The organism is Streptomyces griseocarneus, assembly GCF_014655595.1.
GTDB classification, from domain to species: Bacteria; Actinomycetota; Actinomycetes; order Streptomycetales; family Streptomycetaceae; genus Streptomyces; species Streptomyces griseocarneus.
The window spans coordinates 245110-272036 of record NZ_BNBL01000011.1 but is presented as its reverse complement, the minus strand read 5'-3'; the positions used below and the strand labels follow the sequence as shown (position 1 = coordinate 272036).

At 73.0% G+C, this 26927-nt stretch carries 22 protein-coding genes and 1 pseudogene; 9 read left to right on the top strand and 14 right to left on the bottom strand.

Annotated elements, in window-relative coordinates; all coding sequences use genetic code 11:
* Window positions 1–268: 268 nt before the first annotated feature.
* Window positions 269–961 (bottom strand): annotated as a pseudogene (locus tag IE295_RS26220) (P-loop NTPase family protein); the annotation flags it as partial.
* Window positions 962–1134: 173 nt separating this feature from the next.
* A complete protein-coding gene (locus IE295_RS26215; RefSeq protein WP_190066234.1) occupies window positions 1135–2082 on the bottom strand; it encodes a LysR family transcriptional regulator in 948 nt (315 codons plus the stop codon).
* 169 nt (window positions 2083–2251) lie between these two features.
* Between IE295_RS26215 and IE295_RS26210 the strand changes: the two genes are divergently transcribed.
* On the top strand, window positions 2252–3448 hold the full coding sequence (locus IE295_RS26210; RefSeq protein WP_224323325.1) for an MFS transporter: 1197 nt from the start codon (window positions 2252–2254) through the stop codon (window positions 3446–3448).
* A gap of 103 nt (window positions 3449–3551) precedes the next feature.
* On the opposite strand, the gene IE295_RS26205 is transcribed toward IE295_RS26210, so the two are convergent.
* From IE295_RS26205 to IE295_RS26190, 4 genes are all read right to left on the bottom strand, one after another.
* Complete coding sequence (locus IE295_RS26205) at window positions 3552–4778, bottom strand: cytochrome P450 (RefSeq protein WP_190066232.1); 1227 nt, start codon at window positions 4776–4778, stop codon at window positions 3552–3554.
* Window positions 4779–4833: 55 nt separating this feature from the next.
* Window positions 4834–6045 (bottom strand): cytochrome P450 family protein, encoded by a 1212-nt coding sequence (locus IE295_RS26200; protein WP_190066231.1) that lies wholly within the window; start codon window positions 6043–6045, stop codon window positions 4834–4836.
* Entirely contained in the window at window positions 6042–9170 is a 3129-nt protein-coding gene (locus IE295_RS26195) for an amino acid adenylation domain-containing protein (protein WP_190066230.1), read from the bottom strand. The genes IE295_RS26200 and IE295_RS26195 overlap by 4 nt, the downstream gene beginning before the upstream one ends.
* A 111-nt stretch (window positions 9171–9281) precedes the next feature.
* A complete protein-coding gene (locus IE295_RS26190; RefSeq protein ID WP_224323319.1) occupies window positions 9282–9770 on the bottom strand; it encodes a pyridoxamine 5'-phosphate oxidase family protein in 489 nt (162 codons plus the stop codon).
* 245 nt (window positions 9771–10015) lie between these two features.
* Between IE295_RS26190 and IE295_RS26185 the strand changes: the two genes are divergently transcribed.
* The 6 genes from IE295_RS26185 (at window position 10016) to IE295_RS26160 (ending at window position 15272) form a co-directional block, all read left to right on the top strand.
* On the top strand, window positions 10016–10942 hold the full coding sequence (locus tag IE295_RS26185; RefSeq protein ID WP_190066229.1) for a helix-turn-helix transcriptional regulator: 927 nt from the start codon (window positions 10016–10018) through the stop codon (window positions 10940–10942).
* Between the two features lie 129 nt (window positions 10943–11071).
* Complete coding sequence (locus tag IE295_RS26180) at window positions 11072–11734, top strand: dioxygenase family protein (RefSeq protein WP_190066228.1); 663 nt, start codon at window positions 11072–11074, stop codon at window positions 11732–11734.
* Window positions 11735–11817: 83 nt separating this feature from the next.
* On the top strand, window positions 11818–12618 hold the full coding sequence (locus IE295_RS26175) for an alpha/beta fold hydrolase (protein WP_190066227.1): 801 nt from the start codon (window positions 11818–11820) through the stop codon (window positions 12616–12618).
* Window positions 12619–12776: 158 nt separating this feature from the next.
* A complete protein-coding gene (locus IE295_RS26170) occupies window positions 12777–13184 on the top strand; it encodes a hypothetical protein (RefSeq protein ID WP_190066226.1) in 408 nt (135 codons plus the stop codon).
* Window positions 13185–13463: 279 nt separating this feature from the next.
* The gene (locus IE295_RS26165; protein WP_190066225.1) at window positions 13464–14171 is read left to right on the top strand and encodes a M24 family metallopeptidase; all 708 of its coding nucleotides are present in this window, start codon (window positions 13464–13466) and stop codon (window positions 14169–14171) included.
* Between the two features lie 150 nt (window positions 14172–14321).
* Window positions 14322–15272 (top strand): GDSL-type esterase/lipase family protein, encoded by a 951-nt coding sequence (locus IE295_RS26160; RefSeq protein WP_229923001.1) that lies wholly within the window; start codon window positions 14322–14324, stop codon window positions 15270–15272.
* 75 nt (window positions 15273–15347) lie between these two features.
* Here IE295_RS26160 and IE295_RS26155 read toward each other — a convergent pair whose 3' ends face one another.
* Window positions 15348–16688: a YhgE/Pip domain-containing protein gene (locus tag IE295_RS26155; RefSeq protein WP_190066224.1), complete on the bottom strand. Its 1341-nt coding sequence runs from the start codon at window positions 16686–16688 to the stop codon at window positions 15348–15350.
* Between the two features lie 133 nt (window positions 16689–16821).
* Here IE295_RS26155 and IE295_RS26150 point away from each other — a divergent pair, with 133 nt between their 5' ends.
* Window positions 16822–17484, top strand: coding sequence for a MerR family transcriptional regulator (locus IE295_RS26150; RefSeq protein ID WP_190066223.1), 663 nt, complete (start codon window positions 16822–16824; stop codon window positions 17482–17484).
* A 73-nt stretch (window positions 17485–17557) separates the two neighbouring features.
* Here the strand turns inward: IE295_RS26150 and IE295_RS26145 are convergent, their stop codons facing one another.
* Window positions 17558–18457, bottom strand: a complete 900-nt coding sequence (locus IE295_RS26145; protein ID WP_190066222.1) for a helix-turn-helix domain-containing protein — start codon at window positions 18455–18457, stop codon at window positions 17558–17560.
* Window positions 18458–18539: 82 nt separating this feature from the next.
* Between IE295_RS26145 and IE295_RS26140 the strand changes: the two genes are divergently transcribed.
* Complete coding sequence (locus IE295_RS26140) at window positions 18540–19334, top strand: NAD(P)H-dependent oxidoreductase (RefSeq protein ID WP_190066221.1); 795 nt, start codon at window positions 18540–18542, stop codon at window positions 19332–19334.
* A 27-nt stretch (window positions 19335–19361) separates the two neighbouring features.
* Here IE295_RS26140 and IE295_RS26135 read toward each other — a convergent pair whose 3' ends face one another.
* Genes IE295_RS26135 through IE295_RS26110 form a run of 6 tightly spaced genes read right to left on the bottom strand, consistent with a single transcriptional unit; the run spans window position 19362 to window position 26626 of the window.
* The gene (locus tag IE295_RS26135) at window positions 19362–20186 is read right to left on the bottom strand and encodes an SDR family NAD(P)-dependent oxidoreductase (protein WP_190066220.1); all 825 of its coding nucleotides are present in this window, start codon (window positions 20184–20186) and stop codon (window positions 19362–19364) included.
* 27 nt (window positions 20187–20213) lie between these two features.
* Window positions 20214–20966, bottom strand: coding sequence for an SDR family NAD(P)-dependent oxidoreductase (locus IE295_RS26130; RefSeq protein ID WP_190066219.1), 753 nt, complete (start codon window positions 20964–20966; stop codon window positions 20214–20216).
* Entirely contained in the window at window positions 20966–22135 is a 1170-nt protein-coding gene (locus IE295_RS26125; RefSeq protein WP_190066218.1) for an enolase C-terminal domain-like protein, read from the bottom strand. The genes IE295_RS26130 and IE295_RS26125 overlap by 1 nt, the downstream gene beginning before the upstream one ends.
* Window positions 22132–22950, bottom strand: coding sequence for an alpha/beta hydrolase (locus IE295_RS26120; protein ID WP_190066217.1), 819 nt, complete (start codon window positions 22948–22950; stop codon window positions 22132–22134). Before IE295_RS26120 ends, IE295_RS26125 begins: the two co-directional genes overlap by 4 nt.
* 11 nt (window positions 22951–22961) lie before the next feature.
* Window positions 22962–24581 (bottom strand): thiamine pyrophosphate-binding protein, encoded by a 1620-nt coding sequence (locus IE295_RS26115; RefSeq protein ID WP_190066216.1) that lies wholly within the window; start codon window positions 24579–24581, stop codon window positions 22962–22964.
* Window positions 24578–26626 carry a CoA transferase gene (locus IE295_RS26110; protein ID WP_190066215.1) on the bottom strand — a complete coding sequence of 683 codons (2049 nt, stop codon included), beginning with the start codon at window positions 26624–26626 and terminating at the stop codon, window positions 24578–24580. Before IE295_RS26110 ends, IE295_RS26115 begins: the two co-directional genes overlap by 4 nt.
* Window positions 26627–26927 lie beyond the last annotated feature (301 nt).

Genomic DNA, 26927 nt, shown 5'->3' with positions numbered 1-26927 from the left:
GCACCAGCCGCTCAACTATCCCCATGCTCGACCCAACGAACTACCACCAATCAAGACACCGTCTAAGCTGGGCCGACACCTGCGCGGCGGGCACCCACGCGCCCTCCTGTCCTCCTGGGGAACCGGGTGAACCAGGACGGTCGACGATGCGACGCTGGGGTCCTTGTTCGGGTGTGGAGTAGGCGCGCGAAACCTAAGTAGCCATCAAAGTAGCCACGGAAGCGGCCGTCTGCATGTTTGCGCAGGTCATAGCGTTGCGGTGATTCTTCGGGTCGAAGAAGCCCGACTCGCCGTAGAGCCGGGAGTTCCAGCCGCCCCCCGTGTAACCGGGGATGGTGAACGCGCCCTCGGCGATCGACTTGGAGTCGTCGTAGAGCTGGGTGAGGTCGATGTCGGAGACCGCGCCACGGCCTTCGCAGCGCGGGCACATGCCGCCGGTGCGGGTGAACGTCGCCTTCACCGCCTTCCTGGCACCCCGCTCGACGGTGATCGCACCGCTCGCCCGGACCGAGGGGACGTTGAAGGCGTACGCGCTGGGCGGGCCGATGTGCGGCGTGCCGAGCCGGCTGAAGAGGATGCGCAGCATCGCGTTGGCGTCGGTGACGGTGCCGACGGTGGAGCGGGGGTCGGCACCCAGCCGCTGCTGGTCGACGATGATCGCGGTCGTCAGCCCGTCGAGTACGTCGACCTCGGGCCGGGCCAGCGTCGGCATGAAGCCCTGCACGAAGGCGCTGTAGGTCTCGTTGATCAGCCGCTGCGACTCCGCGGCGATCGTGTCGAACACCAGCGAGCTCTTGCCCGAGCCGGAGACGCCGGTGAACACCGTCAGCCGGCGCTTGGGGATCTCGACGCTGACGTCCTTGAGGTTGTTCACGCGCGCGCCGTGCACGCGGATCAGATCGTGGCTGTCGGCATCGTGCGGCGCGGGCGACCGCGTGTCCCTCTTCTTGGCCGTGCTCATCGTGACTCCATCTCTTGGGCGGGGCCGCCTTCTCCGTCGGTCGGCGCACACGCCGGTGGCCGGGCCCGGGGCTCCACGGTAGGTGCGGCTCCGTGATCCGCGCTTCTCGAATCCTGATCGATCCGGTCACCCGGACAGGAGCGCGAGGTAGCCGGAGAAGGCGCCCGCGGGGTTCAGGCCAGCGCCTCGCCCACGGCCTCCGCGAACGCCCGGATGCGCGCGTTCTCGTGTGCCCGGTTCCAGACCAGTCCCAGCGCCGACTCCGGCAGCCCGGTGACCGGGACGTAGGCGACGCCGCGGCGGCGGTGGTACTCAGCGGTGGAGGGGCACAGCAGCATCGCGCCGCGGTCGGCCGCCACGAGGGAGAGGCCTTCCTGGAGGGTCGACACCATCGGGCCCGGCGGGACGGGGCGGCCCGCCGGCGTGCGGCTGGGCGCCTGGGCCTCGCGCCAGTAGGCGGGCGCCGGGCTCCGGACGCCGATGAGGGGGGCGTCGGCGAGGTCCTCCGCGGACAGGTGCGCACGGCCGGCGAAGCCGTGCCGCCGGGAGACCGCCAGGTGCTGCGGCTGGCGGGAGAAGACCGGCCCGAGGACGAGGTCCTCCTCCGCCATCGGGAGCAGGACGACGGCGGTGTCGACCTCGCCGCGGTGCAGCGGCCCGAACGGGTCGGAGAGCGGCACCTCGGTGATCTCGGTGGAGCAGTCCGGGTAGCGGTCCGCGAAGAGGCTGACGACGGCCATGAAGGCGTCGTCGGCGCTGCCCTGGAAGCCGACCCGCAGACGGCCGGCGACGCCGCGGGCGGCGATGCGGGCGTCCTCGACCGTGGCGCGCAACGCCTCGTAGGCGGGTCGCAGGCTGCCGAGGAAGTCCTCGCCGAGGGGGGTCAGCCGGACGCGCCGGCTCGTACGGTCCACGAGGCGGCCGCCGATGCGGCTCTCCAGGGAGCGCAGGAGCTGGCTCACCCGGCCCTGCGAGACGTACAGCCGCTCCCCGGCGCGCCCGAAGTGCAGTTCCTCCGCGAGGGCCAGGAAGCACTCCAGCTCGCGGATCTCCAGGCCGCTCGCCGGTCCGCGCTCCCCTCCCGGCGCCGTCCGGGGCCCCGTGGCCTCGCCTGCCGTCATGGTCCCCGCGCCCCGTTCCCTCGCGTGCCGGCCCCCCCCGGGCCCGTCCCCGGGCGGCGCCGGCATCTGACACCGCATCGATTAGTCCACCTCATAGACGCATGAGGACTTCGCGATTGTTCCCCCTGGTACGGCGGAGTTGGCTGGGGGCATGGCAAAAGTTGATCACATGACCCCCGAGGCCCCGGCCCGGGGGAAGCCGGCGGCGCGGGGGTGGCCGGCCGTCGTGGCGGTGGCGGCCGGGACCTTCACGGTCGTCACGTCGGAGATGCTCCCGGTGGGCCTGCTCACCCCGATCGGGGACGCGCTCGACGTCACCGAGGGCACCGCCGGCCTGACCCTCACCGTCACCGGGATCGTCGCGGCCCTCTCCGCTCCGCTGCTCACCTCGGCGGTGGGCGGGCTGGACCGGCGGCTGGTGCTCTGCTGCCTGATGGCCCTGCTGACTGCCGCCGACCTGCTCGCGGCGTGGTCGCCGGACGTCACCGTCATGATGGTGGCGCGCGTCCTGATCGGCATCGGGATGGGCGGCGTGTGGTCGCTCGCCGGCGGCCTGGCCGGCCGCCTGGTGCCGCCCGACAGGGCCGGGCCCGCGACCTCACTGGTCTTCAGCGGCATCGCGGTGGCGTCCGTGCTCGGCGTTCCCGCGGGCACGTACATCGGTGAATGGGCGGGCTGGCGCATGGCGTTCGTCGCCGTCGCCGCGCTCGCGCTCCTGGTGACCGTCGCGATGGCGGTCCTGCTGCCGCCGCTGCCCGCCGGGCGGGCGGTCGGACTCGGTGGCGTGATACGGCTGTTCGGCAAGCCCGAGGTGGCGACGGGCCTCGCCGTGGTGGCCCTGCTGGTGTGCGGCCACTTCGCCGCGTACACCTACGTCCGCCCGGTCCTGGAAGACGTTTCCGGCGTCGGGGCGAGCCTCGTCGGCACGCTGCTGCTGATCTACGGCGTCGCCGGTGTCGCGGGCAACTTCCTCGCCGGTGCCCGGGCCGGGCGGAACACCAAGGGCACGCTGGTGGTGATCAGTGCGGTGCTGGCGGTGTCGGTGCTGCTGGTGCCGACGCTCGGGGTGTCCACCTGGGGTGTCGTGCTCCTGCTGACGGTCTGGGGCGTCTCGTACGGCGGAGTGTCGGTGAGCACGCAGACCTGGCTGGCGTCGGCCGCACCGGAGGCGCGCGAGGGTGCGACCTCGCTGTTCGTCGGCGTCTTCAACGCGGCCATCGCCGTGGGCGCCATGGTGGGCGGCCGGGTGGCCGACGGCTTCGGGACCGGGTCGGTGATGTGGCTGGGCGGCGCGCTGGCGATCGGCGCCCTGCTGGTGACCCTTTTCGGCCGGGCCCCCAAGGCCGGGGCGGTGACCGCTGGTTGAGTCCGGCGGTCACCTGTCGGCAACGGATGCGTCCGATGCCACGGCCGGGCAGCGGCCACGGCCCTCCGGCCGTGGCCGCCTCAGGCTTGTGCCCTCGCGGGACTCACCAGGTCACGGGGATTCCGGCCGCCATGATGGCCATGCGATTCGGGTGCCAGGGGACCTCCGCCGGCGGCACGGCGAGACGGATGCCGGGGAGGCGGTCGAGGAGGACACGGAAGGCCGCGTCGGACTGGCGGCGGACCAGGTGGGCGCCGGGGCAGTGGTGACGGCCGTAGCCGAAGCGGAGGTGCGGGTTGGGGGAGCGGGTGGGGTCGAAGGTCTCGGCGTCGGAGAACGCGTCCGGGTCGTAGTTGACCGCGTCCAGGGAGAGCAGGATCATGTCGCCCTCCTTCACGTGCGCGGAACCGAGCCGTGCGTCCCGGGTGACGAAGCGCGGGATGGCGTTGCCCAGGACGACGCTGCAGCGCAGCAGCTCCTCGACGCACTGCGGCATCGTCTCCGGCCGGGCCCGCACCGCGTCCATCACGTCGGGCCTCTGGAGGAGGTTGAACGCCGCCACTCCCAGGAAGCTCGCGAAGTCCTCGTAGCCGCTGACGAAGAGGACGGCCACGATGTTCGACAGCTGCCGGTCCGTCAGGCCCTGGTGCGCGGCGTTGAGGTCGGCGAGCCGGTCCGCCAGGCCGCGCGGTTCGCCGGGGCGGCGGGCGGCCATGTGCTCGTGCATGTAGACACGGATCTCCTCCCAGTTGCGGGCGAGCTCCTCGTGCGTGGGCGTGACCATGGTCAGGTCCAGGTCGGCCCGTACGGCGAGCCAGGCGTGGTCCTCGAAGGGCAGGCCGAGCAGCCGGCACATGCACTGCCCCGCGACCCACTCCGCGAAGTGGCGTTGCAGGTCGCCCGGGCCGCCCTCCCGGACCATCGCGTCCAGGCCCTCGCGGGTGACCGCCTCGACCCAGTCGGCGGGCAGCTCGGGCTGGTTGCGGCCGAGGGCCTTGAGCACCTCGTCGCGCAGGCCTGCCTTCTGCAGGTGGTTCATGGCGTCCAGCAGTTCGGGTGCCAGGATCGGGGCGTCCTGTCCCGGGCTGTCGGCCTCGGCCAGCACGGAGCGGGCGAAGGCCCGGTCGCGCAGCACGTGCTGGGTCAGCTCGTAGCCGGTGACCAGCCACGCCTGGTCGCCGGAGTTGGTGCCGACCCGGGCCACGGGGCAGCGGCCGCGGAGCTCGGTGAGCTCGGGGGCGAGCCGGTCGCCTCTGGTACTGAAGGGGTAGTGGGGGAGGGGCTCGTCGGGCGCGGCGTCCTCGGACGCGGGCGCGTGCGGTGCGGTCACGGGGTGCGGTCCTCTTTCCTGGGGTGGTCGGCGGTGTGCCGGCTGAGCGGGGACGTCACCAGCGCACGGGCAGCCGGGCCGGCGCGCGCAGCGGAGTGGACTCGTCCCAGGGGATGGTCTCCGCCGGCACGGCCAGTTCGATGCCGGGGAGCCGTTCCAGCAGGACCTGGATCGCGGTGGCGAGCTGCATGCGGGTGAGGTGCCCGCCGGTGCACGCGTGGGGGCCGTGCCCGAACGCGATGTGCGGGTTGGGGGTCCGGGTCAGGTCCAGGCGGTCGGGCTCGGCGAACGCCTCCGGGTCGCGATTGGCGGACGCCGGCACGGGGACGACCGCGTCACCGGCACGGATGTGCTGCCCGTGCAGGGTGAAGTCCTCCGTCGCCACGAGAATGTTGATGGCGTTCATCAGCGGGACGTACCGCAGCAGCTCCTCCACCGCGGTGGCGGTCCTCTCGGGCGCCTCGCGCAGCATCCGCAGCTGGTCGGGGTGGGTGAGCAGCGCGAGCAGGGCGTTGCTCGTGTGCTGGATGTTGGTCTTGTAGCCCGCCATGAGCATGGTGACGACGAAGCTGACGACGTCGTCCCGGGTCAGCTCGCCGCCCGGCCGGCGGGCCTCCGCCAGCAGCAGCTGGATGTAGTCCTCGCCCTCGCCGTCCTTCTTCTTGCGGGCGATGAGTTCGCCGGCGTAGTCCTGCAGCGCGTACAGGGCCGCGAGCACCTCCTCCATCGTCAGCCCGGACGCGCCGAGGAGCGCGAGGGTGTGCGGCAGGTAGATCTCGCGGTCCTCGTACGGCAGGCCGGTGGTCTCGCACAGCACGCGCAGCGGCAGCGGATCGGCGTAGGCGGCGACGAGGTCCGCCGTGCCGTCCTGCGCCCCGGCCACCATCGCGTCGACGAGTTCCTCGGCCATCGTCCTGATCCGGGGCCCCATGAACTCCAGCCGTTTCCGGCCGAACATCGGCAGAACGGTACGACGCACGCGTTCGTGGTGCGCGCCGGTCATCTCCAGGAAGGTCGGCAGGCACGGCGGCGGGGCGTCGTCGCCCTCGCGGGGCGGCCAGGCCGACAGCAGCGGCCGTACGAGCCGGGGGTCGGCGAACGCGGCGCGTGCGTCCTCGTAGCGGCTGATGAGCCAGCCCGTCTCGCCGTTGGGAAGCTGTGCCTTGACGACGGGTGCTTCGGAACGCAGGCGGGCGTAGGCGCACGGCGGTCCGGCGGTACCGGGCTCGACCTCCGGGACGGGGACGAGGGCCTCGGGGTGGCTCATGCGGTGTGCTCCGATCCCTCGGGCCGTGCGATGTAGCCGGAGGTGAAGAAGTGCTCCAGGTACCGGTCCAGCAGCGCGGAGTCGACCGGTGGGCAGTGCAGTCCGCTGCCGGCCAGCGCCTCCTCGGCGTTGCGCCGCCCCAGGACCGGGAAGGTGTCCTTGAGGTACATCTCCTTGACGGACATGTCGGCGTTGCGGCTGCGGTCGACGCACAGGGACACGAAAGGCGCCGTGGCGCTCGTCGGGTTCTCGGCGACGTGGCGCACCAGCTCGCCGACCCACCGGTCGTACGGCAGCGTGCGCAGGGTGAAGCCCGCCGCGCGCATCCGGTCCAGGACGTCCGACAGCATCGCCGGGCGGGGGTTGGTGAGGTGGTAGACCCGGCCGTCGGCCGGCCGGCGGGTGGCGATGTGGACCACGGACTCGGCGAGGTGGTCGACGGGGACGAAGTCCATCGGCAGGTCGATGTCGGGGGCCACACCCGTTTCCGCGATCGTCTTGAACAACGAGCAGATGGCCGTCTCGGTGTTGCACGCGCCCTTCACCCGGTCGCCGGTCACCTCGTACGGCCGGTACACGGCCACCGGCAGGCCCTGTTCGGCCGCCCGCCGCAGCACTCCTTCGGCGACCCACTTGCTCTCGGCGTAGCCCATGGTGAGCCCGTCCGCGTGGGCGAGCGGCAGGTCCTCGTCCACCTCGCGTACCCCGGCGGTGCCGAATCCGGCGACGACGGCGACGGTCGAGACGAAGTGCACCGGCACGCGGCGGGGTGCCGCGAGACGGATGACCTCCCGGGTTCCGTCGACGTTCGCCGGGCGCAACTGCTCGTAGGGGTAGAGGAAGTTGACCCGGGCGCCGTTGTGCAGGACCAGGTCCAGCCGGCGGGCCAGTTCGGCGGCGTGTCCGGCCGGCAGCCCCAGCCCGGGCTGGGTCAGGTCGCCGGGGAAGCACTCCACGCGCTGCCACTCGGCCTCGTCGAGGCGCAGCCCGTAGCGGGCGAGCGCGGTGCGCACCCGCTGCTCGGCGTGGGCCGGACTCGTCGCCCGTACGGGGCAGTGGACGCGGGCGGCCGTCGAGCGCAGCAGACGGTGCAGCAGGAACACGCCGACGAACCCCGAAGCGCCCGTGAGCAGCACGTCCTTCGGGTCCTGCGGGCACGGGGCCGGGCCCTCGGCGGCAGGGAGGGCGAAGCCCAGTTCGGTCTCCCGGACGAAGTCGACGGCCGGTTCCGGTCCTGCCGTCCCGCCGAAGCCGCCCCGCGCCTCGCGCACGGCGGCGGTGAAGCCCTCCAGCGTGGGTGTGGCCAAAAGGGCCCTGATCAGGGTGGAGCCCAGGGCGGCGTCGAGGCTGAGCACGGCGAGGGTGCGCGTGACGGCCTCCGAGGCGAGCAGGGAGTCGCCGCCGAGGAGGAAGAAGTCGTCCTGGGGCAGGGGGCGTACGCGCAGCACCTGATGCCACACCTCGGTGAGGACGTCGAGCAGGCCCTCGACCTTCGGCTCGTCCGTCTCCTCCGGGCCCATGGTGGATATGAGCGGTGCCGTGGCCTTCAGCCGGGTGCGGTCGACCTTGCCGCCGCTGGTCACCGGGAAGTGCTCCATGGGCACCAGGGCGGGGACGGCCTGCGGGGGGAGCCACTGGGCGCAGTAGGCGCGCAGGGCGGGCAGCGGCAGGGGCCGGCCGGGTACGGCGGCGGTGACGTAGGCGGTCAGGGAGCCCGACTCGACCTCGACGACGGCTTCGCCGACCTCGGGGTGGGCCCGTAATCGGGCCTCCACCTCGTCGAGCTCCACGCGTGCGCCCCGCAGCTTGACCTGGCGGTCGAGGCGTCCGCGGTACTCCAGCAGGCCGTCGGCGTGCCGCACGACCCGGTCGCCGGTCCGGTACAGCAGTCCGCCCGGTTCCACGGCGGGCAGCGGGACGAACCGCTCGGCGGTCAGCCGCGGGTCGCCGAGGTAGCCCAGGGCCAGTCCGTCCCCGCCGACGTACAGCTCCCCTTCCTCGCCCGGCTCCGCGACCGAGCCGTCGGACCGCAGGACGTGGCAGGTGGAGGCGCCGAAGGGGCGGCCCAGGGGGACGTGCGCGGCGTCCTCGGGCAGGGGGCGCAGCACATGGGCGGTGGAGACCACGGCGTTCTCGGTCGGGCCGTAGAAGTTGACCACCGTGGTGCCGGGGCAGGCCGCGAGGACGGCGTTCGCGAGGTGCGGGTCCATCGCCTCCCCGCCGGCGGAGACGAAGCGCAGCACGGCCAGCGCCTCGGGGCGGGTCCGGGCGACGAGGTGGAAGACGCTCGTCGTCAGATAGGCCACGGTGACGTCCGCCGCGCGGAAGAGCCGTTCCAGTGCGGCGGGGGAGAGCAGTTCCTCCCGGTCGGCGATGACCAGGCAGGCGCCGGTGAGCAGCGCGCCCCAGATCTCGATCGTCGAGGCGTCGGAGGACAGGCCGTAGGCGTGCAGCACCCCGTCGGCCGGTGTGGGCGGGGGCAGTTCGGGGTCGGACAGCACCAGGCGCACCACGCCCCGGTGGGGTATCGCGACCGGCTTGGGGCGACCGGTCGTACCGGACGTGAAGACCACGTAGGCGCAGTCGCTCGCGGAGCCGGTACGGGCGGGGGCGGCGGCCCGGTCGACGGCGGCAAGCGCGGGGTCGCCGACGGCCCCGTCGAGGGAGCCGACCTCGACCGACGCGCGTAGACCACGCACGCGGCGCGTACTGCCCGGCAGGGTGACCGCGGCGCTCAGCCCCGCGTCCTCGGCCATGGCCCGCAACCGGGACGGCGGAAGGTCGTCGTCGAGCGGTACGTACGCGCAGCCGGCCTTGAGGATGCCCAGCAGCGCCACCAGCGCCTCCAGCGAGCGGCTGCCGCACACGCCGATCAGCTCACCGGGGCGGACGCCGTGCGCGATCAGGCGCGCCGCCAAGGCGTCGGCATGGGCGTCGAGTTGCCCGTAGGTCACGACCCGCTCCCCGTGCCGGGCCGCCGGCGCGTCCGGCCGCGCCGCGGCCTGCGCCTCGAACAGCTCCGGAATGCGGCTGTCCCGTGGATAGCCGGGCACGGGCGGCCCGGCCGCCGGGGACGAGGCCGGGGCCAGGGGTAACGGGCGTGACGAAACGTCGATGTCGGTCATCAAGTCCTTCTCGGTCGATCGGCTTTCCTGCGACGCGGCCGTGCGGCCGGCGCGACGATGCGGCGATGCCGCGACGCGGCCGGTACAGCCGTGCGGCTGACGCGGCGGTGCTCAGCCGGTGCGTCCCTCCACGCCGGCGGCCTCCTCGGCGAAGTCCGCCGCGAACGCGGCGAAGTCGGCGCAGCGCCAGTGCTGCGGGCGCATGCGGAAGAGGACGTCGTCCTCGAGCTGGGCCGAGGTCGCCGCCAGATACGCGCGCGCCTCCTCGGGGTCCAGGTAGCGGTGGGCCAGGGCCTCCCGTACGGCCGGATCCACCGGGTCCTCGATCGCCGTGACCGGCCCCTCGACGCTGACGTACCGGTACGGCCGCGCCTCGTCCTGCACGCAGAGGCTGAAGCGCCCGGCGGTGCGCAGGAGCTGCGCCTTGATGGTCTCCCGGCCCGTCCCGACGACGACCTCGCCACCGGGCTCGTAGCCGTACCACACCGGCACGGTCAGGGGAGCGCGGTCGCCGCCCCGGGAGTCGGTGACACCCAGGACGCCGACACGCGGTTCGGCGAGGAATCGTTCACGGACGTGGCGTGGCATGGAAGGCAGCACGCGGGGCTCCTGTCTCGGCGAATGTGGCTGACGTGACGCTGTTGCGGTGACCTCACCGCGATCAAAAATCTTGAGAGCGAGAGATCACTCCCCGACCGAATAGCCAATAAACTCAGGTTTTAGGCGGTTTTGAGCCGCTTCCTGCGGTGCCGTGATGTCCGGATCGGACACTCCGGGGGACGTTCTGCGCGCGGCAGCCGGTGAGCCGGCCGAGGGCCCGGGCCGCCCGGACCGAGAGGCGGAGCATGAACGCGTGCACGCACGACGACGCGCACCACACCGACCCCGTCCCCCTGCACCGGCTGCGGGTCCCCCCGCCGCAGGTGCCGCCGTTCGCCATGGGCTCGTTCGAGTCCCTCGGCCCCGACTCCCGGGCGGGCTATCCCCACCGGCACACCTTCTACGAGATCGTGTACGTCACCGGCGGCTCGGGGACCCACGTCATCGACCTCGTCCGCCGGCCGCTGCACCCGCCGCACCTGTGCGTCCTGCTGCCCGGCCAGGTGCACTACTGGGAAGCGGCGTCCGACCTGAGCGGTGTCCTGATGCTGTTCACCGAGGACTTCCTCCTGACCCGCCCCGGCGACCGGCACCTTCTGCGCGCGCTCGGCGAGCGGTCCTGGCTGCGGCTGCCGCCCGGGCCGACGGCCGGGCCGGGCGAGGACGCCGCCGGCATCGGGACGCTGGTGCGGTCGATGGAACGGGAGTGCACCGCCAAGGCGGACGGCTACGCCTCCGTACTGGAGGCCTACCTGCACATCCTCCTCGTCCGCGCCCTGCGCCTGCCCGCCGCGCGGGAGCACGGCACGGCCACGGGCGGTCGCGACGGCCGGGCCGCGGAGGTGGCCCGGACGTTCGGCCTGCTCCTGGCCGAGAGCGCGGGGGCCGAGGGGTCCGTCGGCGCCTACGCGGCCCGCCTCGGCGTCTCGGTCGGCCATCTCAACGAGGTGGTGAAGCAGGCGACCGGCCGCACCCCCGGCGAACTGGTGCGCGCGGCCCGGCTCCTGGAGGCGAAGCGGCTGCTGACCGGCTCCGGCCTCGCCGTGGGGCAGGTCGCGCGGCGCGTGGGGTTCACGGATCCCGCGTACTTCTGCCGCTTCTTCCGCCGGGAGACCGGCATCAGCCCGGGGACGTTCCGGCGGGCGGCCTCGGGGGCGGCCGCGGACGAGTGAGCCCGGGGCCGCCGGCCCGCGTCCACAGGACCCGAAGGAATCACCACGTTCACCGAACGGAGTCCATCGATCCGCCCGTTCGTCCTCCCTAGGTTCGTCAATGAGCCACTCACCCCCAGGAGGCGGACCATGACGGACGACGAGCACACCGGCACCGGCACCCCCGAGCCCGTGGGGCAACGGCCGGTCAGCCGCAAGACGCTGCTGAAGGCGGCACTCATCGCGGTGCCCATGCCGGCACTGCTCGGCAGTGGCGTGGCCCTCGCGCGCGACCACCGGCCGTCGGACCCGCCCCTCACCCCGACGCCGTACTGCGACGACGGTGACGACCCGACGCCGCCGCAGACCGAAGGCCCGTACTTCAAGCCCCACTCTCCCGAACGCGCCTCCCTGCTGGAACCCGGCATGCGAGGCACCCGGCTCACGGTCAGCGGCTACGTCTTCGGCCCGACCTGCCGACCGGTCGCGCACGCTCTGCTCGACTTCTGGCAGGCGGACACGGCCGGCGCGTACGACAACACGGGATTCCGGTTGAGAGGGCATCAGTACACCGACGTACGCGGAGCGTTCGCGCTGACCACGATCGTCCCCGGGCTCTATCCGAGCCGCACCCGCCACATCCATGTCAAGGTCCAGGCCCCCGGTGGCCCCATCCTCACCACCCAGCTCTACTTCCCCGGTGAGCCCCGCAACAACACCGACCCGATCTTCAACGCGGCCCTCCTGATGAACGTCCGCCAGGCCGGTCCCGCGAAGCAGGCGACCTTCGACTTCGTCGTCGCCGGAGGCTGAACGTATCGTGCGGAATTGCCACGCACGGGCCATTGCCGGACGTCCCGTCGCCGGTGCACCCTGATGGTCCTATGGAGACAGGTATGTTGACCGTGCCCGGGGCCGAGATCTACTACGAAGTGCGCGGATCGGGCCGGCCGCTTCTGCTCGTCAACGGTGGTGACGGTGACGCGGCCCTCTTCGGGCCGCTGGCCGCGCTGTTGGCGGAGTACTGCACCGTCATCACGTTCGACCTGCGCGGCAACTCCCGCAGCCGCCTCACCGGCCCGCCCGAGGAGCAGCGGATCGAGGGGCACGGCCAGGACGCCCACCTGCTGCTGAGCGCGGTCGCCGGCGGCGAACCGGCGTACGTCTTCGGCACCAGCTACGGCGGGATGATCGGCATGGACCTGCTGGCCCGGCACCCCGGCCAGGTGCGGGCGCTGGTGGCGCACGAGCCGTTCGTGATCGACCTCCTGCCCGACGCGGACCGCTGGCACGCGTTCTTCCAGGAGGTCTGCGAGCTGCACGAGCGCGAGGGTCTCGACCCCGCCCTCCAGAAGTTCTGCGACGCGCTCGGCGTGGACGCGCCGCCGGAACCGGCGGAGGAACTGCCCGAGCCGGTGCGGCAGGTGCTGGCGCGCCTGAGGGCCAACGTGGACACCTGCCTGAAGTACGAGCTCCGCTCGTTCGTCCGGTTCAGGCCGGACGTCGCCGCACTGCGCTCGGCGCGGTTCACGCTGGTGACCGGCGGCGAGGGGCCGCGGACGCTGCTCCACCGTACGACGAGCGCCCTCGCGGACAGCGTGGGCACCGGGATCGTGGAATTCCCGGGCGGACACGTGGGCTTCCTGACGCACCCGGCGGATTTCGCCACGGCGCTGCGCGCGACCTTCGAGAGCTGAACCGCCACGGCGGGCCCCGGACGGCCCGCCGTGGCCTTCGTGGTCGTGTGCGGGCCTGCTCCCCTTCGAGTGAAACAGCCGGATCGGCCGTGTCCCGGCCTGTGGTCGGCTCCTAGCCTGGCCGCACAGGCCGTCAGTCCCAGGGGGAGGACCGATTCATGCTCGGCAGGACGCTGCTCGCCACCACTGCCCTCGCCGCCGCGATGACCGTCCCGGCGGCGTTTCCGGATGCCGCGGCGGCGGTGCGCGCCATCGCGACGCTGTCCAACGCCGACAACGGGCGCTCCGTCACCGTTCATCAGGGTGACCGCGTCAGGGTCCAGCTGCGCGCCGTCACGAGGAACGGCGAGAAGTGGGCGTGGGACGAGCCCACGACGTCCGCACCCGACGTGCTCGGCCGGGACAGCGGCAGTACCGCATCGAACGGGGACGCCTCCGCCGACTTCACCGCCTCCGCCCTCGGCGCCGGCGACATCACCGCCCACCGTCGCTGCGTCGTCGCCAGGCCCGGTCACACCTGCCCTCACGTGACCCCCCGCTGGAAGGTCACGATTCACGTCAAGTGAGCACGTGACACCGGGCGGAGGACAGGAAGCCGCCCGGCCGGGCGGGCGGGTGGCCGGCGTCCCGTATTCCCGTGCGCCCGCGCGGAACGGTGTGGTGATCGACACGCAGATGCGCGGCTCGGTGGATGGCTAAGCTGACGAACGCGTGGCCGATGAAAGGTTTTTCCGGTGGCGGCGGCTCCGCGCCCGTGGGCGTGGCGGGGCCGCCTGCGTACGAGCGGGCCGGTCCGCCGTCGCGAGGAGCAGACCACCGTTCCAGGTGAAGTGGGGGAATCGAACATGGCAGTGGATCCGCCCGGGCACGACGAGGCCCGACGCGTCGCGGGCCTGGAAGCCGCACAGGAGAAGGCGATCGCGCTGTTCGCCGAGGTGGAGGCGCGCGGGCTGGTGACCCCCGGGGTGGGGGAGCGGGAGGCGAGCGACCGCATCCGGGACCTGGCGAACGAGATGTTCGGCACGACCAAGCACTGGCACAAGCGCATCGTCCGATCCGGCCCCAACACCCTCGCCCCGTACCAGGAGAACCCGCCGGACCGCCTCATCGGCGAGAACGACATCGCCTTCGCCGACTTCGGCCCGATCTTCGAGGAGTACGAGGCGGACTTCGGCCGGACCTACGTCTTCGGTGACGACCCGGACAAGCACCGGCTCGTACGCGACCTCCCCCGCATCTTCGACGCCGGGCGCGCCGCGTTCGAGGCCGATCCCGAGATCACCGGCAAGCAGCTGTACGCCGAGGTCGAGCGCCTGGCCGCCGAGGCCGGCTGGGAGATCGGCATCTGGCACGCGGGGCACCTCGTCGGCGAGTTCCCGCACCAGACCAACGAGGGCGTGAAGGCCCAGTCCTACATCACGCCCGACAACGACGGCCTCCTGCGCCGCACCGACCGCGCGGGACGGGTCTGCCACTGGATCCTGGAGCTGCACCTCGTCGACGAACGGCGCCGGTTCGGCGGCTTCTACGAGCAGCTGCTCGACCTGGCCTGACGTTCGCCGTACGCCGCCGGCGCGGGGGAGGGCGCCGGTGGGGTCGGCGGGGCGTCGTCGCAGGTGAGGGGTGTGCGGTGGGCCTCCCCGGCCTGTCCCGCGGCCCGGCTCGGTCATTAGGGTGGAGTGATCATTCCTTGAAGAAAGGCCATGGCGCTCACGGTGACCGAGTCCCGTCCCCACTCCCTGTTTTCCTTCGGCACGCTGATGGACGAGCGGGTCCAGACCGCTCTCTTCGGCCACGCCGTGCCCAGTTCGGCGGCGTCGCTGACCGGCTACACGACCAGGCCCCTGCCGATCACCGACCAGTCCGTGATCGACGCCAGCGGCCTCGACGTGCACCTGACTCTGGAGCGTGAGTACGGAGCCGTGGTCGAGGGCGCCGTCCTGCGCCTCAGCGACGAGGACCTCGCGGCGGCCGACGCCTACGAGGTCGACGACTACGCCCGCCGGCGGGTGCTCCTCTCCTCGGGGGAGACCGCCTGGGCCTACCTGGACGCGAAGCCGCTGCGCTCGGCGGAGCGCATCGTGATCGTGGGCGACAGCATCGCCTACGGGCGCTGCGATCCGCGCGGAGGATGGGCGGCGCACCTGGCGGCCACTCACATCGCCCGGAACGAGGCCGCACACCGGGTCTTCAACCTGGCCATCCCCGGCAGCACCCTGACCGGTGTCAGTGAGCAGACGCCCGCGCTCCTGGCCGCTCGCCTGCCCGACACCCTCCTGGTCGCCGCCGGCATCAACGACTCGGCCCTGCCCCTCGCCACGTCACAGGCCCCCCGCGACGGGCTGGCGCACCTCGCGGACAACCTCGGCTCGCTGGCCGCCACGGCCCTGAGCCACAACGCGCGACTCGTCGTCGCGGGACCGGCGTGGCTGGACGAAGCACGCACCGGCGACTACGGGGGCCTGCGCTTCACCCGGGCGCGGGCGCTGGACCTGCGGGAGTCCATACAGGCCTGGTGCGCCGAGAACTACGTCGACTTCCTCGACATGTGGGAGCCGCTGCGCGACAGCGCCGAACTGTTCGTCGACGGCCTGCATCCCACCGCCGAAGGGCACCAGGCGCTGTACCGGCACCTCGAGGCCCTCAGCCGCTGAGGCCGGAAATGAGCGAGCGGCGAGGGCCCGTGCCGACCGGCACGGGCCCTCGCCGCTCTGGTGTTGCTACGCCCCTCAGGCCGATGCCGGTGCCGGTGCGGACTCGGCGGCCTTGTCGGACTCGTCGGAGTCGGCGGACTCGTCGGTGTCGGTGGGACGGGGGATGCGGTGCAGGCCCTTGCGGTCGTAGAGGCGGGTGACGCCGAAGCCGAAGACGACGGAGACGGCCAGGGCGATGCCCATGGAGACCCAGGCGCGGGCGAGGCCGGCGTCGGCCTGGGCGTCGTAGTAGAGGATGGAGCGCAGGCCCCCGGTGATCTGCCGGAGCGGCTCGAATTCACCGAGCGCGCGGAAGAAGTCGGGCAGTGCCTGCAGCGGGACGGTCGCTCCGGAGGAGGGGACGGCCATGGCGACGAAGATGATGGCCGAGAGCAGCATGCCGGGCGTGCCGAAGGCGGCGAGCAGCGCCAGGGCGCTCACGCCGACGACCGCGATGGTGGCCACGGAGTAGACCCACAGCAGACCGAGGTGGGAGGCGTCCATGTCGAGGATGCCGACGGTGGCCACCTGGACGAGCGAACCCATGACGACCGAGAGGCCGAGCATCAGGACGGTGCCGATGGCCAGCGTGCGCACCCGGCTGGTGTGCTGCACGGGCATGCGCTGGCGGAAGGGCCCGAAGTCGGTGTGCACGTAGCCGAGGGCGGTGTCGACCTGCGAGCTGATCGCGTTGGCGCCGAGCATGCCGCAGACGACCAGGACCAGTGCGTAGTAGAAGGCGCTCAGGCCCATGGCGCTGTGCGAGCCGACCGGGTGGCCGTCGGCGATCTCCACGGCCGCGGGGTCGGCGAGCATCAGCTGGGCGGCCGGGGCGAGCCGGGCCCCCTGCTTGTTCGCACGGCTGAGGAGTTCCTTGCCGATCTGGGCCGAGGCGGCGTGGGCGGCCTTCTGGGTCGCCTGGCTGGCCATGGAGGAGCCGATGCTGCCGGCCGACTGGTTGGTCAGCACCGTCAGGGTCGGCCGGGCGGCCTGCTTCTGCTGCGGGCTGGTCAGCCCCGACACCGCGGCGGTGAAGTCCTTCGGCACGACGAGCGCGCCGAAGACCTTGCCCTGACCCAGCCGCTTGTCGGCTTCCTTCCGGCTGAGGACCTGCCAGTCGATGCTGTGGTTGTTCGCGGCGTTCTTCTTGATGCCCGAGACGACCTGGTCGCCGAGGTTGACGTGCTTGCCGCCCGTGTCGGCGCCGCGGTCGCTGTTGACCAGGGCGACGGGCAGGTCGCGAAGGTTGCCCTTGGGGTTCACGTTGCCACCCACATAGAGCAGGGCGAACAGGGTGGAGACCACGGCGAGGATGAGGCCCGATCCGATCCACAGCCGCGGGCTGCGGAGCGCGGAGGGAGGCTGAGGGGAAGGCATGACTGCTCCGGATGGTTACATAGAGTAGCTAGATACTTTGGGTATCCAGTACTGGATAGTGGCAGTATCTTCTTAGGGTGTCCAGTCGTCACCGGCGGCGGATGTCCGGCCGCACCATCAGCGAGGACGCCGTATGAAGATCTCGGAGCTCAGCCGCAGGACCGGCGTGCCGGTCGCCAGCATCAAGTACTTCCGGCGGGAAGACCTGCTGCCCGCCGGAAGGGCGACGGCCGCGACGCTGGCCGAGTACGGGGAGGAGCACGTCCAGCGGCTGCGGCTGATCAAGGCGCTGACCACCCTGGGCGGGCTGTCCATCGCCGCCACCCGCGACGTCCTGGCGGCGGTCGACCAGGCCGAGAGCACCGACAAGACCCTCGAGGCGATCAGCTACGCCCTGCCCGTGCCCGTCACGGCGGCCTCGGCCGGGGACGCCGACCGGGACGCGGCCGCCGAATCGGCCGCGGAAGCGGACGTGGCGGGCCTGATCGCGGCCATGGACTGGCAGGTCCCCAGCACCTCCCCCCACTTCCGGGGGCTGACGACGGCGCTGAGGGAGCTCAGGCGGCTCGACGCGGACTACCGGCCGGAAAGGCTCGTCGCCTACGCGGAGCTGGCCCATTCCATCGCCCGCCTGGACCTCGAGCGCGCGGCCGCCTTCGACGACTCACCGGCCCTGGCCGAACAGGCGGTCATCGTCCTCGCTCTCTCCGGCCCCATGCTCGAACTGCTGCGACGGCTCGCCCAGGAGGACCAGGTCCGCCGCCGGGCCGCCCCCGACGGTCCTGACGCCGGATGACTCCCGCCGTCCTGGACGGCGGCGTTCCGGGCCTGTGACAGGTCGAACCGTTCTCCCCCGGGGCCGCCCCCGGTCACCCCGCGCGCGGCTCGGGCGTCTCCGTCAGGGTCATGGCCAGCCCGGCGAGGGCGACGGCCTCCCGGCTGCCCTCCTCGGCGCTGAACACGTGCACCAACAGCCCCGTCTCGCCCGGGGCCGCCGGCACGTGCAGCGTCTCGAAGTCCAGGGTGAGCAGCCCGGCCTCCGGGTGACGCAGCCGCTTCCGTCCCGCCGCGCACGTCACGACCTCGCCGCTGTCCCAGATCTCGCGGAACTCGGCGCTGAGCGCGACCAGTTCGGTGACGAGCTCGGCCAGTTCCGCGTCGTCGGGGTAGCGCCCCGTGGCGACCCTCAGCTGCCCCACGGCCTCCCTGGCCCTGTCCTCCCAGTCCGGGTGGACGAGCCGGGAGGCGGGGTCGAGGAAGAGGTACCTGGCGTTGTTCCGGTCGCGGCGCTCGGGGTCGTCCAGGCCGCCGGTCAGTTCGGCGCCCAGGCTGTTCCAGGCCACCACGTCGAGGCGGTGGTCGGTCGCGAAGGCCGGCATGCGGGTCATGGAGTCCAGGAGCCGCCGCAGCAGGGGGCTGACCCGGGCCCGGGGTGCGGGGGCGCGCCTGCCGCAGGCCAGGGTGGTGAGGTGATCGCGCTCCGCCGTGTCGAGGCCGAGCGCCTTGGCGAGCGCGTCGAGCACCTCGAGGGACGGCTGGGTGGCCCGGCCCTGCTCGAGGCGTACGTAGTAGTCCACGCTGATCCCCGCGAGCTGGGCCAGCTCCTCGCGGCGCAGCCCGCGCACCCGCCGGCGCCGGCCTCCGGCGAGCCCGACGTGCTCCGGAGCGACGCGCCCCCGGCGGGCGCGCAGGAAACCGCCGAGCGCCCGCCGGGTGTCACCGACCCCGTCGATTCCGTCGCTGCTCACGTCCTTGATCACGCCGCTCATGCGCTCAAGTATGGGTGGCCCTCGCAGTACCAGGAACAACAGGGTGCTGGCTGCCCGGCCGCGCCCGGGAGAACGTGGCGTCATGACCGAAACCACGTCGCGGCAGCAGAAGAAGATCCTCGTCGTCAGCGCCCACCCGGAGCCCCGTTCGCTCAACGCCAACCTGACCGCCTTCGCGGTCGAGCACCTGCGTGCGGCAGGACACGAGGTGCGGGTGTCCGACCTCTATGCGATGAAGTGGAAGGCGGCGGTGGACGCCGACGACTTCCCCGACCACCCCGGGGACCGGCGGCTGTCGGTGATGGCCGCCTCCGAACGGGCCACGCTGGACGGCCGGCTGTCGGCCGACGTCTCGGCCGAGCAGGAGAAGGTGCGCTGGTCGGACGCGGTGATCCTGCAGTTCCCGATGTGGTGGTTCTCGATGCCCGCGATCCTGAAGGGCTGGGTCGACCGGGTGTTCACCGCCGGCTTCGGCTACGGCCCGGCGGTCCCTCCGCCCTATGCCGAGGGCGCCCTGGCGGGGCGGCGCGCGCTGGTGTCGGTGACGGCCGGTGCCCGGGAGTCGGCGTTCTCCGACCGGGGCATCCACGGGCGGCTGGCGGACGTCCTCCATCCGGTGCAGCACGGCCTGTTCTGGTTCACCGGCATGGCGCCGCTCGAACCGTTCGCGGTGTACGGCGCGAACGACCTGCCGGAGGAGCGGGTCGAGGCGGCGAAGCGGGAGTACGGGCGCCGGCTCGACCGGCTCTTCACGGACGAGCCGGTCCCCTTCCGTTCGCTCGTCGGCGGCGACTACGACCACGACATGCGGCTGCTGCCGGACGTGGAGGCACCGGGGACGAACGGCCTGGACCTCCACGTCCGCCCGCGCGACTGAGCGGCAGCACGGGCGGGCAGAGCGCGGCTACGAGCGGCCTGCCCCTTCCCCCAAGCGATCGCCGGGACGCTCGCCGGGGCGGTCGCTCCGGGGTACGGCCGAGCCGGCCGTGACGCCGCCGTCGACGACGATCGTCTGCCCCGTGACGTATCCGGACAGCGGACTGATCAGCCAGGCGGCCGCGTTGGCCACCTCCTCGCAGGTGCCGAGCCGGCCCAGCGGGGCCCGGCGGGCTCGCAGGGCCAGGGCGTCGGGGTCGGCGTAGAGGTCGCGGAGCATGGGCGTGTCGGTGGATCCGGGGCTGACCACGTTGACCCGGATGCCGTCGCCCGCGTACTGCAGCGCCGCCGACTTGCTCAGGCCGATGACGGCGTGCTTGGTCGCCGAATACACCGGGCTCTGGGCGTGGCCGATGTGCCCGGCCACCGACGCGCAGTTCACGATGGAGCCGCCGCCCGTGGCCAGCATGGCCCGGGTCTGGCCGCGCACGCACGCCCACACCCCGCGGAGGTTGGTGGCGACGACGCTGTCGAAGTTGGCGGGGGTGTCCTCGTGCAGCGGGCCGAACGCGCCGAAGGTGCCCGCGTTGTTGAACGCCCCGTCCAGCCGGCCGAACCGGGCGATCGTGTCGGCCACGAGGGCGTCCACCCGCTCGGGATCGGCGACGTCGCAGGGCGCCACGAGGTGGTTCTCCGGGGGCAGGCCGGCGGCCGCCTCCCGCAGGGTCTCCTCGGTGCGGCCCGCCAGGACGACGCGCGCGCCGAGCCGCGCGAACAGCCGGGCCGCCGCCCGTCCGATGCCGCTGCCGGCCCCGGTGACCACGATGACGCGGTCGGTGAGTTCCAGGCTCATCGATGTCCAGCTCTCCGTTCTCGTTCCTCAGATGTGCAGTCCGCCGTTGACGTCGACGACCGCGCCGGTGGTGTACCCGGAGTCCTCGTCGCAGAGGTGACAGACGATGCCCGCGGCTTCCGCCACGGTGCCGAACCGGCCGGCCGGGATGTGGCCGACCCTGTCGGCCATCCACTGCGCGGGCTTGTCCTGCCAGGCCAGGCGGATGCGTTCGGTGCCGATGGCCCCGTGGGCGACCGCGTTCACGGTGATGCCGTGCGGGGCCAGTTCGAAGGCGCACTGCTTGGTGAACCCGATGACGCCCGCCTTCGCCGCGACGTACGCGGCGTTGCTGAAACGGGTGTAGGTGCGGCCCGCGACCGACGCCAGATTGACGATGCGGCCCCAGCCCGCCTCGATCATCGCCGGCGCGCAGAGCCTGGTCGTGTTGAACACGCTGCTCAGGTTGTGCGCGACGGCCGTCTGGAGGTCGGCCTCGGTCAATTCGGTCAGTGGGCGCCCCCGGGTGTCGCCGCCCACGCCGTTCACCAGGACGCCGGGCCTGCGGTCGTCCGGCAACGAGGCGATGGCGGACTCCAGCGCCCGCGTGTCGGTCACGTCGACGACCAGGGGGTCGCACGCCAGCCGGTCACCGAGCTCGTCCGCGAGGCGGTGCACCGCCTCGGGGTCCTTGTCCAGCAGGACGAGCCGCATGTTCCGGCCGGCCAGGCCGCGCGCGACCTCCGCGCAGATGCCGCTGCCCGCGCCCGTCACCAGGGCCACTCGCTGTGGTGGTGTCATCACTTCCTCTGCCAGCCGCTGTCGGGTCGCCATGCCGCCAGGCACCGCGTGTGCCGCAGCAGTGCCTCGGTGGGTTCGATGCCGATGCCCGGCCCGGCCAGGGGCATCACCTGGTGCCGGACCCTGTCGACCGTGAACGGCGGCCGGGTCAGCCGGTCGGGGAACCATTCGTCCCCCCGGCCCGCTTCGACCGTCTGCCACGGCCCCCACTCGGTGGCCAGCGCCCGGCCCGCCGCCCAGAGCGGTCCGACCTCGGCGACGTGCACGCCCAACTGGCAGCCGACGCCGAGCTCCTCGGCCCTGGCCGCCAGCCGTGCGGCGGCGAACAACCCGCCGCACTTCGACAGCCGTACGTTGATGTGGTCGGCCGCACCGGTGTCGACGGCGGTGTGCAGGTCCGCCGGGCCGGTGCACGACTCGTCGAGCATGACCGGCAGCCCGGTGCGCCGCCGCAGCCGCGCCAGCTCCGGCCAGGAACGCGGCGCGAGGGGCTCCTCGACCCACGCCACCCCGGTGAGTCCGCCCGCGACCTCCTCGGCCTCGGCCGGGGACCAGCTTCCGTTGACGTCCAGCGAGACGCGGGCGCCGGCCGGTAACCGGTCGCGCGCCGCGGACAGCCGCCGGGCGGCGTCGGCGGGATCCGCCACCTTGATCTTCACGTGCCGCAGCTCCGCCAGGGCACGCGGCTCCAGGGCGTCCAGCGTCGCGGCGACGTCGCGGGAGAGGTGGATCACCAGGCTCACGCTCGCCGGCCCGCTCCGGCGCGGCCGGGCGGGCGCGCCGAGCACCCGCAGGGCGTCGGCCAGCGGCCGGTCGAAGCGCCTGCACACCGCGTCGAGCAGGGCGATCTCCAGCGCGGCCGCGGCCGACGGGCCGGCGACGAGCTCCGGCAGGTCCAGCGCGGCGACGGACGCGACGGTGCCGTCGAACGTACGCCAGTCGATCCGGTCGGCGAGCGCGGCGACGTCGCACGCCTGTAAGGCCTCGGCCGTGCTCTCCAGCGTCTCGCCCGTGACGTAGCCGCGCGGGGCTCCCTCGCCCCACCCGCGCACACCGCCCGCCCACAGCTCGACCAGGACGGACTCCGACCGCCGGCGCGAGCGGGTGGCGTGGTCGAAGGCCGTGGCCATGGGCACGGTCGCGGTGTGCAGTCGCACGTGGCTGATCACGCGGCCTCCAGGACGCGAGCGGCCAGCCAGTCCCAGTACGCGGTCCTGGCCGTGGTGAACTCGAGATAGTGCCGGTCGGCCCCGAAGACCTCCGCGCGGGCCCCGGGTGCCAGGCAGTGCAGCACCGCGCGCGCGGCGGTCAGGTCGATGATCGGGTCACGGGCGGGCAGGGCCAGGTCGACGGGGAGCGCGGTCCGGGGTGACGCGCCGGTGTAGAGGTCCTCCAGGCGCACCAGCGTCGCCTGGGTCGCCGACGTGACCTCACGCAGCATCAGGGGATCGGCCGCCAGGAACGTCCGGTAGCCGGGCAGGTCGGTGTAGTCCTCGTCGGCGAGCCCGACCGGCTGGGGAGCGTGCCCGGTACGGCCGCGGCGGTCCTCGAGGACGGCCGGCGCGTGGCGTGCGCGCTGCTGCCCCAGCGCAGGCGCGCAGAAGATCAGCCTGTGCACCGGCAGGTCGTGGCCGCACCACAGGGCGGCCAGCACGCTGCCGCCCATGCTCTGGCCCAGGGCGGCCAGGCCGCGGCCGCCCACCTCCTCGGCCACGACCCGCAGCGCGTGCGCGTGGTCGTCCAGGACCTGCCCGGCCGACGGCAGGTGCCCGCGAAGCCCTCCGCTGCGCCCGGAGCCCCGGCGGTCCAGGGCGTAGACGTCGATGCCGCGCGCGTTGAGCTCGGGACCGGTCTCGTACAGCCAGCCGGCGTGGCTCTGGATGCCGTGGATGTAGAACAGCGCCGCGGTGGCACCGGTCACCGTCCACCGGTGCAGGGCGAGCGCGGTGCCGTCGGCCGCGGTCAGCGTGCTGATGCCTGGCATGTCCCTCCCTTTCAGTACCGGACGAGGTTGACGTCCGGGTCGAGCCGGACGTCGATCAGGAGCGGGCCGTCGAGCTTCGGTAGAAGCTCCCCGACGGCGTCGAGTTCCCCGGCCTCGCGGACGGTCAGCGCCCGCGCGCCCATGACGGTGGCCAGGTCGGCGAGGTCCGGCCAGGCGAAGGCCGAATGGGCCGGGTCGTAGCCGTGGTTCCTCAGCTTGTAGTGCTCGGCGCCGTAGGCGCCGTCGTTGAGGACGACCACGACGAGCGGCAGCTTCTGGCGCACCGCGGTGGTGAGCTCCGCCAGGTGCATCATGAATCCGCCGTCCCCGACCGTGGCGACCACGGGCCGGTCCCGGCCCGCCATCGCCGCGCCGATGGCCCCGGCCAGCCCGAGCCCGATCGAACCGAAAGCGCCCATGACGGTGAAGTGCAGCGGGTCCGCCACCCGCAGATAGGGCCAGACACCCACATTGAAGCGGCCGATGTCACTGACCACCGTGCGCCGTTCGGGCAGCACCCGGTCCAGACGGATCATGGCCGAGCGGATGTCCACCGTGCCCGGGCCGCTGCGGTCGGCGAAGTCGTCCTGCGGAGTCCAGTCCGCCATCGCCTTCTCGATCCGCTCGGCCCAGTGCCGCTTCCCGCCGGGTGGCAGGGCCTCGTCCAGCAGCGCGTTCATCGCCTCCGCGGTCAGCCGGGCGTCCCCGGCCACGCACTCGTCGGCCGGCGTGTACGAGCCGAACCGCGCCGGGTCGGTGTCCACGTGCACGACCTTCTTGCCCCTGAACAGCTCGCCGTTGAGCGCGGTCCACATGTTGAGGCTCGCGCCGAAGGCGATCACGCAGTCGGACTCGGCGATGACCGTGCTCGCGACGCCGTGCGCGAGGCTGCCGAAGATGCCGATGTCGCGGGGATGGCCGGCGAACATCTCCTTGGCCGCCACGGTGGTCGCCAGCGCCGCGCCGAGGCGGTCGGCGAGCCCGGTGAGGCTGTCCCGTGCCCCCGATACGGCCGCGCCGTGCCCGGCCAGCACCAGGGGACGCCGCGCCGAGGTGATCAGGCCCAGCGCGCCGTCCAGTGCTTCCGGGCGCGGCCCCGCGGCGGCCGGCGGTGCCACCGGCAGTACCACCGGGGCCTGTTCGCCGGCCTCGGCCTGCATGAAGGCGATGGGGATGTTGAGCACGACCGGCCGCCGCTCGGCGACGATCCGCCGCAGCGCCCGGTTGAGGTCCCGGACCAGCGACGCGGGCTCGTAGACCTTCTCGTACGCCGCGCCCGCCGCGGTGGTGGCCGTCTCGATGTCGAAGTGGTGGAAATGGCTGGGCACCGGCGGCGGGTCGCCCGTGATCAGCAGGACGTGGCTGCGGTTGCGGACGGCCTCGACCAGGGAGGTCAGGGTGTTGGTGAACGCGGGGCCGTGCGTCACCGAGGCCACGCCGACCCTGCCTGACATCCGTGCGTAGCCGTCGGCCATGGCGACCGCGCCCGCCTCGTGGGTCACTGCGACGAAACGCCCCCCGGTGTCCGCGAACGCTGGCAGGTAGAGCAGGTTGGCGTTGCCCATCAGCCCGAAGACGGTGTCGACGCCGTGCCGGGCCAGCGCGTCCGCCAGCGCTTGGAAGACCTTCATCCTTGTCCTTCGATCGTGGTGGGCACGAGCGTGGTGGGCACGAGCCAGGCGGGCTCGTCGTGGTCCACCGGAGCCGGACCCGGTGCCGGTGCGCCCCGCAGCAGGGAACGCAGGTGGTTGCCCGTGATCAGCACGGTGGTGCCCGCGCAGGCCTGTTCGACGACCATGTGCCGGGCGCGGACCTGCGGATGCCGCACCACCCGGGTCAGATCGTGCAGGGGGGCGGCCGGCAGCCCGGCGGCCGCCGCCGCCTCGACGACCGCGGAGACCGGGCCGCCGGTCCCGGGCAGCGGTCGTGCGGTGTCGGCGACGACCGTCCCGTCCGCCGCCTCGATCAACTGCGGCGCCTCCACCGGAACGTCGTCGAACCACCGGTCCTGTGTCGCCCACACCGCCGCGTCGAACAACGCGACGTCGGCGGTGGCCCCGGCGCCCGTGCGCAGGCGGACGTAGGACGACACGATGGCGGCCGCGGCGGCCAGATAGGCCCCCATCACGTCGGCGCTGGAGACCGGGGTGCGCTGCGGCGTGCCGGTCGCGCCGCCCACCAGGTGCATCACCCCGGATTCGGCCTGGATCACCGTGTCGACGCTGCGGTCGGCGGCGGCCAGGCCGTGGCCGGTCACCGCGCAGTGCACGACGGCGTGCCGGGGCAGTACCTGCTCCGGCGCGATGCCGCCCGCGGCCAGTGTGTCGGCCGCGAGGTTGGTGAGCAGGATGTCGGCGTTCGCGATCAGGCCGTCGAACGTGCTCCGGTCGCCGGGGTCGCCCAGGTCGAGCCGGCAGGAACGTTTGCCCGCGTTGTTGACGACGTACAGATAGCCGACCGGTCCGACGCGCTGGGCCAGGTGCCGGGAGCCCTCGCCCCGCGGCGGCTCGACCTTCAGCACGTCGGCGCCCAGTTGGGCGAGCAGCCTGCCCGCGTGCGGTCCGGCCGTGTACGAGCCGACCTCCAGCAGCCGGACCCCGCTCAACGGTGGGCTCCCGCGCGGTATCGGCTCCCACAGGCGGCCCTGCCGGGGGGACGGTCCAGTGGTGTGCACGGTCGGCACCAGCGAGCGCAGCGGGCTGCCCGGCTCGCCGAGCGGGCCGGTCGCCAGGCCGCGGCGCCGGGCCGCGGTGCCGTGCCGTACGTCTTCGGGCGTCGCGATCCGTGCGGACGGGATTCCCTCCGCACGCAGCCGGGCCACGAGCTCGTCGGCCTCGTGTCCGGCGGTCCACTCGGCGAGGGCGCCGTCGAGCTCGCCGGCGTGCCGCACCCGGGCGGCGGTGTCGGCGAACCGCGGGTCGTCGATGAGCTCCGGCCGTCCGGCCAGAGTGGCGAGCCGCCGCCACATCGTCTCGCCCATGGTGCAGATGACGACGGGCGCGTCGCGGCAGGGATAGGTGTTCCACGGGGCGGCCATGCCGTGCCGGTTGCCCGTGCGCCGTGGTGGGCGGCCGGTGAGGGCGACGCTCGGCAGGATGGTGCCGACATGGGTGAGGAGGCTGTCGAACTCGGCGATGTCCAGGTAGTCGCCGCCGGCGCCGCGTGCGCGGCCGATGAGCTGGGCCGTGACGGCGATCAGGCCGGAGAGCGCGGCGGTGCGGGAGGCGAGGCCGACCGTGGACGTGGCCGGGGGTTCCCCTTCGGCTCCGGTCGCCGCGGTCAGCCCGGCCAGCGCCTGCAGGGTCCGTTCGGTGGCCGGTGCGTCGCGCAACGGGCCCGTGAGGCCGAACGCGCTCAGCCGTACGGTGACCAGTTCGGGGTACGCCTCGAGTAATGTCCGGGGATCCAGGCCGCGTTCGGCGAGACGGTCGCCGCCCCGCGCGTCGCACACCAGCACATCGGCCCCGCCCAGCAGCCGGTCCGCCTCGTCCCATCCGACGGCGGGTGCCAGGCCGGTGCGCAGCCACCGTTCGAACCCGCCGGCCGGCTGCGGGCGTTCGCCCACGGGTGTCGCACGGGCGCCGAGGTCCACGAGCAGCTTGACCAGCAGCGCGGCCGTGGTGTCATGGCCCGCCGCGATGACGGTCATGCCGTTCAACGGCTGTTCCGTTGTCATTCAAGCCCCCCTTGCAGCGCTTCGAATTCCCCTGCATTCGCCCTGCGTCGGTGTGCACGGTGCCCGTGCCGTCACCGTCACCATCACTGTCGTCGTCGGTTGTGAGGCAGTCCGCGTCAGCTGTGCCGGGTGTCGCATCGGCAGGCCCGTACGGCCGCCTGCTGTCTTTCTCGGATCGGTGAATCGGAGCCGGTGAGCGTTCCTCCGGCCGACCGTTGGGCGGGTTTCCGTTTTTTCGGTCCCACGTGATCACTTCGGGGGCGACGGTATCACCGGTGTCGCCGTATAAACCACTGCGCGA

Bases quoted from the DNA above. Each gene is read 5' to 3' on its own strand.
- IE295_RS26215 (WP_190066234.1), bottom strand. From the start codon at position 2,082: ATGACGGCAGGCGAGGCCACGGGGCCCCGGACGGCGCCGGGAGGGGAG.
- IE295_RS26210 (WP_224323325.1), top strand. From the start codon at position 2,252: ATGACCCCCGAGGCCCCGGCCCGGGGGAAGCCGGCGGCGCGGGGGTGG.
- IE295_RS26200 (WP_190066231.1), bottom strand. From the start codon at position 6,045: ATGAGCCACCCCGAGGCCCTCGTCCCCGTCCCGGAGGTCGAGCCCGGT.
- IE295_RS26195 (WP_190066230.1), bottom strand. From the start codon at position 9,170: ATGACCGACATCGACGTTTCGTCACGCCCGTTACCCCTGGCCCCGGCC.
- IE295_RS26185 (WP_190066229.1), top strand. From the start codon at position 10,016: ATGAACGCGTGCACGCACGACGACGCGCACCACACCGACCCCGTCCCC.
- IE295_RS26180 (WP_190066228.1), top strand. From the start codon at position 11,072: ATGACGGACGACGAGCACACCGGCACCGGCACCCCCGAGCCCGTGGGG.
- IE295_RS26175 (WP_190066227.1), top strand. From the start codon at position 11,818: ATGTTGACCGTGCCCGGGGCCGAGATCTACTACGAAGTGCGCGGATCG.
- IE295_RS26170 (WP_190066226.1), top strand. From the start codon at position 12,777: ATGCTCGGCAGGACGCTGCTCGCCACCACTGCCCTCGCCGCCGCGATG.
- IE295_RS26165 (WP_190066225.1), top strand. From the start codon at position 13,464: ATGGCAGTGGATCCGCCCGGGCACGACGAGGCCCGACGCGTCGCGGGC.
- IE295_RS26160 (WP_229923001.1), top strand. From the start codon at position 14,322: ATGGCGCTCACGGTGACCGAGTCCCGTCCCCACTCCCTGTTTTCCTTC.
- IE295_RS26155 (WP_190066224.1), bottom strand. From the start codon at position 16,688: ATGCCTTCCCCTCAGCCTCCCTCCGCGCTCCGCAGCCCGCGGCTGTGG.
- IE295_RS26150 (WP_190066223.1), top strand. From the start codon at position 16,822: ATGAAGATCTCGGAGCTCAGCCGCAGGACCGGCGTGCCGGTCGCCAGC.
- IE295_RS26145 (WP_190066222.1), bottom strand. From the start codon at position 18,457: ATGAGCGGCGTGATCAAGGACGTGAGCAGCGACGGAATCGACGGGGTC.
- IE295_RS26140 (WP_190066221.1), top strand. From the start codon at position 18,540: ATGACCGAAACCACGTCGCGGCAGCAGAAGAAGATCCTCGTCGTCAGC.
- IE295_RS26135 (WP_190066220.1), bottom strand. From the start codon at position 20,186: ATGAGCCTGGAACTCACCGACCGCGTCATCGTGGTCACCGGGGCCGGC.
- IE295_RS26130 (WP_190066219.1), bottom strand. From the start codon at position 20,966: ATGACACCACCACAGCGAGTGGCCCTGGTGACGGGCGCGGGCAGCGGC.
- IE295_RS26120 (WP_190066217.1), bottom strand. From the start codon at position 22,950: ATGCCAGGCATCAGCACGCTGACCGCGGCCGACGGCACCGCGCTCGCC.
- IE295_RS26115 (WP_190066216.1), bottom strand. From the start codon at position 24,581: ATGAAGGTCTTCCAAGCGCTGGCGGACGCGCTGGCCCGGCACGGCGTC.
- IE295_RS26110 (WP_190066215.1), bottom strand. From the start codon at position 26,626: ATGACAACGGAACAGCCGTTGAACGGCATGACCGTCATCGCGGCGGGC.